The 11,587-nt window shown below is 27.3% G+C and carries 10 protein-coding genes; all 10 read right to left on the bottom strand.

What is annotated here, in order from left to right; all coding sequences use genetic code 11:
• On the bottom strand, window positions 1-946 hold a 946-nt coding region (locus RYO54_RS18255; RefSeq protein ID WP_315121945.1), incomplete at its 3' end, for an ATP-grasp domain-containing protein.
• A gap of 311 nt (window positions 947-1,257) precedes the next feature.
• Window positions 1,258-3,000 (bottom strand): glycosyltransferase, encoded by a 1,743-nt coding sequence (locus RYO54_RS18250; RefSeq protein ID WP_315121944.1) that lies wholly within the window; start codon window positions 2,998-3,000, stop codon window positions 1,258-1,260.
• A gap of 199 nt (window positions 3,001-3,199) precedes the next feature.
• A complete protein-coding gene (locus tag RYO54_RS18245) occupies window positions 3,200-3,895 on the bottom strand; it encodes an acylneuraminate cytidylyltransferase family protein (protein WP_315121943.1) in 696 nt (231 codons plus the stop codon).
• A gap of 32 nt (window positions 3,896-3,927) precedes the next feature.
• A complete protein-coding gene (gene neuC / locus RYO54_RS18240) occupies window positions 3,928-5,061 on the bottom strand; it encodes a UDP-N-acetylglucosamine 2-epimerase (protein ID WP_315121941.1) in 1,134 nt (377 codons plus the stop codon).
• Between the two features lie 15 nt (window positions 5,062-5,076).
• Window positions 5,077-6,117, bottom strand: a complete 1,041-nt coding sequence (gene neuB / locus RYO54_RS18235) for an N-acetylneuraminate synthase (protein WP_315121940.1) — start codon at window positions 6,115-6,117, stop codon at window positions 5,077-5,079.
• A gap of 116 nt (window positions 6,118-6,233) precedes the next feature.
• On the bottom strand, window positions 6,234-6,581 hold the full coding sequence (locus tag RYO54_RS18230) for a hypothetical protein (protein ID WP_315121939.1): 348 nt from the start codon (window positions 6,579-6,581) through the stop codon (window positions 6,234-6,236).
• Entirely contained in the window at window positions 6,582-8,384 is a 1,803-nt protein-coding gene (locus tag RYO54_RS18225) for a 6-hydroxymethylpterin diphosphokinase MptE-like protein (protein ID WP_315121938.1), read from the bottom strand.
• Window positions 8,385-8,569: 185 nt separating this feature from the next.
• Window positions 8,570-9,403 carry a flagellin Hag gene (hag, locus tag RYO54_RS18220; protein ID WP_315121937.1) on the bottom strand — a complete coding sequence of 278 codons (834 nt, stop codon included), beginning with the start codon at window positions 9,401-9,403 and terminating at the stop codon, window positions 8,570-8,572.
• Between the two features lie 197 nt (window positions 9,404-9,600).
• On the bottom strand, window positions 9,601-9,939 hold the full coding sequence (locus RYO54_RS18215) for a flagellar protein FliT (RefSeq protein WP_315121935.1): 339 nt from the start codon (window positions 9,937-9,939) through the stop codon (window positions 9,601-9,603).
• Between the two features lie 18 nt (window positions 9,940-9,957).
• Window positions 9,958-11,583, bottom strand: a complete 1,626-nt coding sequence (gene fliD, locus RYO54_RS18210) for a flagellar filament capping protein FliD (protein ID WP_315121933.1) — start codon at window positions 11,581-11,583, stop codon at window positions 9,958-9,960.
• Between the last annotated feature and the right edge of the window lie 4 nt (window positions 11,584-11,587).

The following is an 11,587-nucleotide window of genomic DNA, read 5'->3' as shown; positions in this document are numbered from 1 at the left end:
CATCCATTTTACCGGTCAGAGCATAGTTTACCATCATTTCCATATTATTAATTCCATTAATACATTGTATAAACCTATAAGCACCTCCGCCACTAAGTCTATATCCCATTTCAAAAAAATGAAATCCTTCTTCATTTACAATCCCTTGCAAAAACAAACTTCCATTATTAAAACCTTCATTTTTGAACATTTTAATAACTTTCTGATTAAGCTCTTCTAAATATCTATAAATGTATCTTGATGGAAAAATAAATGCTTCTGGCATTGGAATCTTATTTCCATTTTCATAGTTGAAATACTTATCACACATACTTGATAAACTGATTTCACCATTCTTTAATGTATATACGGCTGAGAATTCTTGTCCTTTAATATATTCCTCAACAACCACGTTCTTTGTTTTAGAAAATAATAAAGCTTTTTTGTAAGCATTAGTAATTTCATTCCCATTATAACAAATTGTAATACCTGATCCCGCACTGCTATCAACGGGTTTTACTATAACCGGATATTTAATTTCCGCTAAATCTTCTTGTTTAAAACTATGATCAAATTTGTATTCTTTTACTACTGGTATATTATTATCTTTACATAATTGTTTAAAACGCTGTTTGTTTGAACAAATATTCCATTGTTTACTGGTGCAATAAAAATGCAAATTAAGTTTCTCACATAGAGTCATTGTTTTTACAATATTAAATTCATGAACACCGGTAAATATGCCATCAACTCCATTATCAAGGACTAATTTCTCTAGTAATTCTATATCCGCTGTACTTACCCTCCAGTTTTCATCAGCAATTTTTTTTGCTGGAGAATTTTCTATATCTAAATTATCTGTCACAATTGTATATACATCTTGCGATTTAGCATATTTTACTATATCGCATGAAGATACAGGTTTTCCTCCTAATATTAATAGTTTTTTTCTATTTGAGTGATTCATGTTTTCCTCCTAGTATACTTTAATTATTTGCTAATTAATCTGTTTTGTATTTTAAATTGTCTTTATACACAAATGTACTATTTATTTACACACAATACTTCTCCATCATTTATGGTAATTAAAATATAAACCTTCAAAACTATCAAAAAATACTATTCATAAAACTTAAATAAGAGTAAACTCATCTAACATTACTTTGATTGCATCTTTAGAGTTAAAGACTATGACATATATAATATATAAGTAGGATACAAATTCATTATTGAATTATTTATATTTAATACTATTTGTATTAATTTTTAGATATCCCTTTATTTTATTATCTTTTTCATATACCTAGGCAACTTACTAAGACCTATTCTATACTCATATTTATTAATAGCTTCTCTTTGTCCATTTAAAGCTATTTTTTCTAAATCATCAATATTTTCCATATAATATTTAATTTTATCAACAATTGTATCAAAATTATACAATATTATATTTTCTCCATCTTTAAAATGACTTTTTGTAAATCTATCCTCTTTAGTTACAACTGCAGCTCCATTAATCATTGCTGATAATATTCTTTCTGTAGCTCCATTATATAATTGACCACTTATATTTAAGAGCATTTTGCTATCATTCATAGTTTCAAGTAATGATTGGTAATCTACTTTATCTTTTATTATCAAATTTCCTGATTTATTTAATTTATTATATTCTTTAACATTACCAATACAAACAACATTTAAATCAGATTCCCCTATTTTTTTAATTAACTCATATCGTTTGTAGAATCTAACATATTTTTCAATTTCTGAATGAATTAAGGCTCTATAATTTAAATTATTATTTTTTATATGATATTTTAAAAATATTTTAGATATTTCATTATCAATATTTATAAGAAATTTCTCTTTTATGGCTAAATCTGATATCTCATTTATAATTAATTTAGAATTTCTATCCAAATTTTCCCAAGACTTTTTTATATCAATAGGATTTATTAATGAACCTGCAAATAACACATCAATTTTTCTATCGCTAAACTTCTTTTTTTCATAATTAGCAGAAAAAGATCCATTAGCATTCATTAAAACTATTTCTTTATCAGGGAAATATTTTCCGAAATATTCAACATTTTCCTCATCTATACACATAAATAAAGTTTTACGTGGAGAATTTATAATTCTACTAAGTTGATTTACAGGATGATCTCCTAATCCTCCTAAAAATGGTATATCTAATACATCATATAAATTTTTCCCATTATTTAATTTTATATCTGCACCTATACAATTAGCTGAAGATATATAATCACATTTTTTATTTATAATAATATGATTTATATTATCAACAAGATTAGAATCTAAAAGATCTAAAACATCTACTTCAAATCCTAATTCTTTATAAAATTTAATCTTATAATCAGTTGTTAATCTCAATACATCATATTGAGATTGTCCTTTAATAAATACAATCCTTTTATTAAATTTATCTATTTTAATATTATCCAATTTATATTCCTTATTAGAAACAAAGGTATATTCAAAATCATTAAATAGGTACTTTTTGTTTAATAATTTATTTTCCTTTTTATTTAAAAAATCAAAATTAAAAAGAGATTCGAAGTATTTTTCGTCATAATATATGGGTAAAACTTTTTCATCTTTTTTATTTAAGTAAATCTTACCTTGTATTTCTTCCTTATCTATTCCATTAAACTCATATAAATTATAATAGAAAGCAAAATGTTCATTCTCAGGTATATAAAAATTACTTTCATCTTCATCTATAAAATATATAAAATCATCTATCATTGAATTATAACACCTGTACCAAGATAAAATTAAGTCTCTTGCGTTAGACATTATTACAATTTTATTTATATCTGTATGTAAACTTTTATGATACTCTATAATATCTGGAAGATAACCTATATCAAATTCCACTGTACTTATATCATTTAAAATATAAACATAATAATTCTCATCATCAAATTTATTTATTATACTATTCCATTCTTCTATGTCTTCGACATTATGCGGAAAAACTAAAAGTAAATTATCCATTATTACTTCCCCTTACTTTTTTATTTTCTCTACTCCATTACTATTAATAATTTTTGCTTTTTAATTATTGTTTCTCTATTATCTAATTTAGATATTTTTCTGAATCTATTATTATTTGCATTGTTTGTAATATCTTCATTAAAATTAACAGTATGTAACTTTTTAATTTTTCTAATAAGTTAAAACTATTAATTTTTAACTAATAGTCTTTTAATTTTAATTTTAATATTTCTAAATCAAACGGTTCATCAATATCTAAATCATATTTTTTGTCCATAATATATGCATACTTATTATCATTTAAACTTGTTTTTAAATTTAAGTTTTCATCAATTTTGTTAATATATATTGCTCCATTTACTTTATAGTACTTTGGAAACTCTTGTCTCCTTAAAGTGCTATTAATTTTTAATACTCTCTCTAATTCATTACCTGAATTAAATGTTCTCATTAGTACTGGATTTTCCTTTACTTCATTGACACTTACTAGTGATTGAAGTTTGTTATCTACCATAAGAGCAATAGCTTCATCTATATGGAATGCTTTTCTAAGAGGTTGTGTTGGTTGTAAAATAATTAAATAGTCATAATTTTCATCTTGCCTAGATAATTTATTTAAGAGATCAATTATCACATCTATTGTTTTGCTTTCATCTTTTGCTAATCTATTCGGTCTTGTAAAAGGAACATCTGCCCCACATTTCTTTGATATATCTGCTATCTCCTGAGAATCTGTGCTCACAATAACTCTATCAATATGTTTAGACTTTAATACTTCTGTAATAGTGTAATCAATTAAAGGTCTATCATTTACCTGAATAATATTTTTTTTAGGAATACCTTTGCTGCCTCCTCTTGCAGGAATAACAGCCAAAAATGTCTTATTCTTATACATTCAGCGATCATCCTTTATATCATTTTCTTTTCTTACATTATATCAACGAATTTTTTGTTAAAATTTCTTTCCCAAATTTCTTTTTTTTCTAAAATACGAATAAATTTTTTATGGCTATTACCGTTTCCAAAAATTGAATTTGCCCCTACTTTTGTTTGTTTTACCATAGAAATTCCATTTAAAATGTCAGTCTTTTCTTCTTTAACATGTATAATATTATGATCATTATTTACATCATATCTTCCCTGTTGACGATTTCCAATATCTACACTTGGAATTCCATATACACCTGCCTCCCTTATTCCCGCACTAGAATTCCCTATAATGAATTTACAGTTCTTTAGCAGTGTCAAAAAATATTCAAATCTAATAGAAGGATAGACTTTTATTTTAGAATTATCTTTAAAACGTTCATATTCTTCTAATATAATTTCTGTCCCAATATCATTATTAGGATAAACCACAACATAATTTTCTTTTGACTCAAGAATTGAATCTACTAACTCCTTTACATTTTCATTTAATCTATGAATTTCAGTTGTTACAGAATGATACATAAGTATAGAATAATTTTCAAAAAATAAGTCATATCTTTTTTTAACTTTTTCTAATGTTGGTAAATCAGAAGAATACATAATATCAATATCCGGAGAACCAATGATATATATATCTTCCTCTTTTTCCCCTAATTGCATGACTCGCATTTTCGCATCTTCATTCGAAACAAAATGCAAATGTGAAAATTTAGTTATAGCATGTCTAATGGATTCATCTATAGTTCCAGAGACTTCTCCACCTTCGATATGAGCTACTTTAATATTGTTAAATGATCCTATAATAGCTCCAGCAAGGGCCTCTAATCTATCACCATGAATTACAATCAAATCTGGTTTAAGTTCAGCAACATAGTTGCTTAGTCCTAAAAGTGTATTGCTTAAAGCTATATCCATACCTGAATTGCTGGCTTGATTAATATACTTATAAATATTTTTGAAACCATCTTTCTCAATTTCACTAAAAGTAGATCCATATTTAGACAACATATGCATCCCTGTAATGAATACATACAATTCAAAACCCTCATGTTGATCTACTTCTTTCATTAATGATTTTAATTTTCCATAATCAGCTCTTGTTCCTGTAAGAAAAAGTACTTTTTTTTTCATATCACTTTATCACCTCTAGTTTACATCTGACCATTTAATATGCTCATCCTCTAGTATATTCCTAGTTGCTTTCTTACCTATAACGCTTTCATAGTACTTAGCTTTAATTTCACCTGTTCCTGGCCTTTTTACCCAAATATTTTCTTTTGATAAGACTTCACCTTTATTAATAGGCTTAGTAGCTACAACTGTTGCAAAAGCAAACTCTATTGTTACTTGTTCTTCTTTAGCAGCTTCTTTTTTTCCTCCCCGCATTTTAGCAATTTCTGCTGATGAAATAATTAAATTCTTCAATTCATCTGGAGTCATTGAGCATATAATATCTGGTCCTGTTCTATCCTTTCGATCTGTAAAGTGTCTTTCCAATACTGATGCACCAAGTACTACAGCTGCTAGACAAGCATTATTATTAATAGTATGATCAGATAAGCCTACTACTACATTAGGAAATTCCTCTTTTAATTCTTGCATTGCTCCTAATCTTACTAATTCTGGAGGTGTAGGGTATAAATTTGTTGTATGAAGAAGAGCATATTGAACTTTCCTTTTTTCTAAAATTTCTACTGCTTTTTTCACACTTTCGATATTATTCATCCCTGTAGAAACAATCATTGGTTTGCCAAATGAAGCAATATAATCTAGTAAAGGATAGTTATTCATTTCACCAGATCCAACTTTATATGCTATAACTTCCATTCTTTCTAGTCTATCGGCTGCAGCTCTAGAAAAAGGAGTACTTATAAAAGTCATTCCTTTTGATTCTACATATTTTTTTAATTTAATTTCATCTTTCTCTGATAGAGCACATCTAGCCATTACATCATAGATTGAAACATCAGTATTTCCTGGAATTACATTTTTAGCTTCTTTACTCATTTCATCTTCTACAACATGTGTTTGATGTTTAATAATTTCTGCCCCTACTTCATATGCAGCATCAACCATTTTAAATGCAGTTGCTAAGCTTCCTTCGTGATTAATTCCTATTTCTGCAATCACTAACGGTTTATATTCTTCTCCAATTTTTCTTTTGCCAATGGTTATGAATGGTTTCATTACCAAACCTCCTAATATATGATTAACCTATTAAATTAATTTTCTTATACTAATTACAATTTTTAATTAACTTATATTATCTCTCTTTAATTTCTTATGATAATCACATTAAATTATTAATTAGCTAAAGTCGCATTAACTTCTTCTTGAATTTCATCCATTATATGATATATCTCATATTTAAACAAATCTCCTACTAATATATAATCTTCATTTTCTATAGCCTCTACTATTTCGTTTAATATGTCATTTAATCCATTTATATCTAAATCCTTTTTATGTACATCTTTAGTTAATACTAATACTTGCGATAGCCACTCTATCCCTTCTGCAGCATCTGGTATTAATGCTAAAGCCATATTTTCTTTACCCTCAGATATATATCCATATATTTTATCAATACCTTCTTTTAGATTATTTATATAATTTTTTGCTGTTTCTAAAGCTTCTAATTTTTCCTCCATTTATATTTCCTCCTCCTTTAAACTTTCTATCCCCTCTTCTAAAATAGGCGTAAATTCCTTTATTGAATCCTTTATTCCCTTATATAATACTCTGCTTTTTTCTGCCACCTTTATGACCTTTTCTCTCTCATTATCATCAAATTTCAAAATATATTCAGGGTTACAAAGTACATTTTCTGTAACTTCAAACAATAGTGAATTTATAAGAATTATTTTCTCTCTACTTTCTTTTATAAACTCATCTATTTCATCTAACTTTTTATTTATATTGTTTATATTAATATTTTTGCCTTGCCTATAAGCTAAATAAATATCATTAGAATAATCCAACGCAATTTCCGCTTTCTTATATATTTTTTCTAATATTTCTTTGCTTTCCTCTAAATACTCTATTATTTTCCCTTTTTCTACAATAGTAGGATGATTTAATATATCTTTAATTTTTTCTTTATGTATTTTTTCCTTTCCATATTCCTCTATAGTCCTATCTAAAGTTTGAACTATAGTACCTTCAATATGTGCTCCTCCTTCAGTACTATTTATAAAGGTTTTATTATTATAATATTTTATGATTTCTTCCATATTAGTTCTATATAAATTTAATTTTCTATCTGTTTTAACTAAATTCCCGAAAACATCCTTAACCTCTATAAAATCTATTTTATTGCTTACTTTATTATCTTCCTTAAATGCGGATGAATCTGCATGAAACTTTTCCTCTGTATAAGCAAAATCTTGTCCTATAAAAATAATAGGATTACATCCTATATAAGAAGCAAAAGATGTACAATTGTGAGCTACAGATCCTCCTGATAGTAAGTTTCCTACATCATACTCTAATATAGAAGAAATTAATGGGTTTTCTGAAAATAATACTTTAGGTCCTTTATATAGATTCATAGCCATATAACTAGTATTTTCATAGAATATCAATGGAATTCTATAATCTAAATAATCCTCTATAAATTTACAATTGAATTCTATAGGATCTATCATACATATAAAATCTGGGATTATATTATTTTTAATTAATGTACTTAAACTCCTAGCTCCCGTTATTATTATAAACTTATCTTGAACTTCTTTTAACTCATGGACATTTTTCTCCAGTGATGGCCCTGCTGAAGCTATTATGGCAGGCTTATCAATAAATTTATTTTTAAAATAATTTATAGGAGTAGCTTCTATTATATGTTTTAAATTACTTATAAAAGCCTTAGCAAATATATGGGAAAAATATTTAGTTGTTGCATTATCCATTAATGAATTCTCCATAAGTTTTTTAAAAGCGTCATAAGTATTCAAAAGTTCTTTTTTATAAATCCCATCATAACCACTAGATATTTTAAGCTTTATAATATTTTTGACACTTATAGAATTTATATAATTGTTAAGAAAATGTTTTATATGTTCTTTTTCGTATATGGACAAAGATATTCTATCATCATTAAGCAATTCTTCTGCATACTCTATTTCTAAAAATTTATTTAATACATTTTTATCAGGCTCTATTATTAAAACTTTATTATCTTCTTCTAAATGTTTTAAAAGCTCTTTTATATGTTCTCCAGAGGATAACCCAAAAACCACTATAATGTTTTGAGACGTTATATCTTCTAAGTCCTTCAAAAAATCATCTATATCTTTTTGAACATTGTATTTGCTACCTAAATATATTTTTTTCCCATCTTTTTTTATTCTTATTATATATCTATTATCCTTACTTTTTTCTAAAGAATATTCTTCATCTATATTTTTAAAGTTTTTTATTTCTTTTAAAGTTTCTTTTGTAAAGACATCCATAACTCCACCTCAAATATTAGTACTTTAACTACTATTTATAGTCGAACTATTTTAAAGAAACTTTAAAACTAAAAAGAGTCAGAATTTTTCTGACTCTTTCTTGTATTTAAAATTAAAACTATTAAGGAAACCCGGACATAGTCCAGGTAAGTTCCACTAACTAAATCGAAGATTTAGAGTGTCACTTATCTTAATAACTGAAGAACCCCTTGTGGTGCTTGGTTAGCTTGAGCAAGCATAGCCTGAGCAGCCTGTTGTAATATATTATTCTTTGAGAAGTTCATCATTTCTTTGGCCATATCTACGTCTCTAACTCTTGATTCTGCTGCTTGTAGGTTCTCTGATGAGTTATCTAAATTAGCTATAGTATGTTCTAATCTATTTTGGTTAGCTCCAAGTTTTGCTCTTTCTGCTGAAACTGTATTTAAAGCGTTATCTATAGTCGCAATTTGAGCACTTATACTAGCTGCTGTCTTAGTTCCATCTATATTGATATCTTTTATTCCTAATCCGCTTGCTCCCATATCGCCAATTTCTAAAGAAATCATTTGATTAGCATTTGCTCCGATTTGGAATTTAACAGCCTTACTTGCCCCTGATAATGATCCATCCAATAAACCTTTAGTGTTAAATTGAGTTTGAGTTGCTATTCTGTCTATTTCATCTCTTAATTCTTCTATTTCTGCTTGTAAATTATTTCTATCTACTGTTACGTTAGTATCATTAGCAGATTGTACAGTTAATTCTCTCATTCTTTGAAGTATTGAGTGAGTTTCAGTTAAAGCTCCTTCTGCTGTTTGAATTAATGAAATACCATCTTGAGCATTTCTTGAAGCCTGGTCAAGGCCTCTGATCTGGCCTCTCATTTTTTCTGAAATTGCAAGTCCTGCTGCGTCATCTCCAGCTCTGTTTATTCTTAAACCTGAGCTTAATTTTTCCATTGCTTTAGCACTATTACCAGTGTTTATTCCCATTTGTCTATGAGCATTCATAGCATTTAAATTGTGATTAATAATCATTTTTTATACCCTCCTTGAAATTATGTTCCACTTCCCTGTGAAACTTTAGTTTATTTTGTATCTTTAAATTATCCTTTGTAAGATATATACCACCCTCATGGCCACTCAGGTAGTATATTTTCCTTACACTCTATATATCGTGGTAATTAAAATGTACTTTATAGTTTTTATAAAATTATTTTACAAAATATTATAGTTTATATTTTTTTGCTGAAAATTAGGCCATTTGAGTTCCTATGGTTATAACCACTATTGGCTTTTCTAGTAACCTTTAGCTCACCAATTTCATTTCTTAATTCTTCCTTTTTATTCTTAATCATTTTCTCTAATTCATTATTATTTTCTATTATTTTAAGTTCAGTACAGATTTCTATAAATTCTTCTTTAGAATAATCTATGCTTTCAATAAGATTTATTATTTCCTGTCTATCATCCATAAGACTATCTATAGAATCTATATTTCCCTCTTTAATATTATTAATAATTTTTAGAGTTAGTTTATTAAACTTAACTAAACTTTCTCTGAGCTCATTCATAACCTATTGTCCCCTTTATTAACCACCAAACTGCTGCGCCATCCAATCAGCTTGTGAATTGTATTTATTCATTACCGTTTCTAGATTAGCAAACTGTCTATAAAGTTGCTTTTCCTTCTCCTTCATTTTATCACTTAGATTTTTTATCATAATATCTTTTCTATACAGCTGGTCTGGTAAGTTATTGCTTCCAATTACTCCATAAATACTATTGTCTTCCTGCTTATTAGCATAATCTGTTAGAATACCTTTACCTAAAGTTACTCCTGGCAACCCTGCATAGTCCTTTATTATAGTATTTATTCTTTGAAATATTCCAGATTCATTATAAACTTGCTTTTTCTCTTCAGAAGTTTTAGGATTGCTAATTGAAGGCATTTTATTAAAAAGATTCATAATATCTTCAGGATTTTCCATCAAAATCTTCTTTAATATCTCTTCTCCATTTGGACCAAATTCAATCTGTCCTGATTTAGTTGTATCACTACTGGTATCTAATCCTATTTGTTTTCTACCAAAGCTAATATTACTTCCTTCTACTTTGTCGTAGAAAACTCCCCTTAAATCACTTAACATTTTTTCTAAATTACTATCATTTCTTAGTGCACCTTTTTTAGCTTTTTCCTCCCAAAGCTTTATATCCTCTTCCGTCATTTCTTTTTTTTGATCTTCAGTTAATGGCTTATATTCATAATTTTTTTTCTCTTTCAATTTACCGCTTATTTTTTCTATGAGAGCATTGTATTTGTCCATAAAACCTTTTATTCTATCAAAGGTTTGATCTACATTCTTTGATATATTAATACTTGTTTCTCCTTTTTCAGTTAATTTATAGGTAATTCCATCAATAGTAAAATTGTTGGAATCCCTTTCAACTTTAACCTTTGTGTTACTTCCCGGAGCAGTAATTTCTGCTATGGAATTTTTGCCTCCATCAATAGTACTTACATCAAATACTTTGTTGTCCCCTCCTATAGCAATACTTACCCCTTCACCAGTTTTTTTAGTTTCTATTGAGATCTCTTGACTTAATTCACTAAAAGAAATATTTATATAATCAGATAGTTTTTCTGTTTTTTCGTCAATCTCAAAAGAAGTATTTTTTATAGTACTTACTAAATCTTTCACATTAGCTTTATTTTGATCAAGCTTTTCAACATCTACTGTAAACTCCTTACCATCTACAGTTATAGTGAAGTTTTTATCTATTCCTAATTCTGATAATTTAGTATCGTTAGTAACACTTTTCCCAGAACCATCGCTATACTGTAATTTTCCACTAGCAGTAGCTCCTTTTGCCATTTGTATTACATTTATCGTATAATTTCCCTCGCTAGCTCCCTGTCCAGCAGTAATATTAGCTGAAACGCCGCTATTAACTTTAGTAACATAGTCAAAATAATTTTTACTATTTATTAAACTATCCTTACTTGTAGCACTAAAATAAGTATTTTGAAGGTCTTTAATATCCTTTATAATATCTTGATACATTTCCTGTTTCCAAGTTATTAACTGCTTATCCTGCTTAACCTTATCTATTTTAGCTTGTTGCCCCATAAGCATTTTTTTTATCATTTCATCTGTATCCATACCAGTAGCTAGTCCACCTAATCTAAGACCACTTCCACTTATACCACTTACCATGATT

The sequence above is a fragment of the uncultured Clostridium sp. genome, assembly GCF_963515715.1.
Classification (GTDB): Bacteria; Bacillota; Clostridia; order Clostridiales; family Clostridiaceae; genus Clostridium_AW.
Note: the sequence above shows the minus strand (reverse complement) of the source record. Positions and strands in the feature narration are given on the sequence as shown.

Excerpts from the sequence above, each read along its gene's own strand:
- RYO54_RS18250 (WP_315121944.1), bottom strand. The coding sequence starts at position 3,000 with ATGGATAATTTACTTTTAGTTTTTCCGCATAATGTCGAAGACATAGAA.
- RYO54_RS18245 (WP_315121943.1), bottom strand. The coding sequence starts at position 3,895 with ATGTATAAGAATAAGACATTTTTGGCTGTTATTCCTGCAAGAGGAGGC.
- neuC (WP_315121941.1), bottom strand. The coding sequence starts at position 5,061 with ATGAAAAAAAAAGTACTTTTTCTTACAGGAACAAGAGCTGATTATGGA.
- neuB (WP_315121940.1), bottom strand. The coding sequence starts at position 6,117 with ATGAAACCATTCATAACCATTGGCAAAAGAAAAATTGGAGAAGAATAT.
- RYO54_RS18230 (WP_315121939.1), bottom strand. The coding sequence starts at position 6,581 with ATGGAGGAAAAATTAGAAGCTTTAGAAACAGCAAAAAATTATATAAAT.
- RYO54_RS18225 (WP_315121938.1), bottom strand. The coding sequence starts at position 8,384 with ATGGATGTCTTTACAAAAGAAACTTTAAAAGAAATAAAAAACTTTAAA.
- hag (WP_315121937.1), bottom strand. The coding sequence starts at position 9,403 with ATGATTATTAATCACAATTTAAATGCTATGAATGCTCATAGACAAATG.
- RYO54_RS18215 (WP_315121935.1), bottom strand. The coding sequence starts at position 9,939 with ATGAATGAGCTCAGAGAAAGTTTAGTTAAGTTTAATAAACTAACTCTA.
- fliD (WP_315121933.1), bottom strand. The coding sequence starts at position 11,583 with ATGGTAAGTGGTATAAGTGGAAGTGGTCTTAGATTAGGTGGACTAGCT.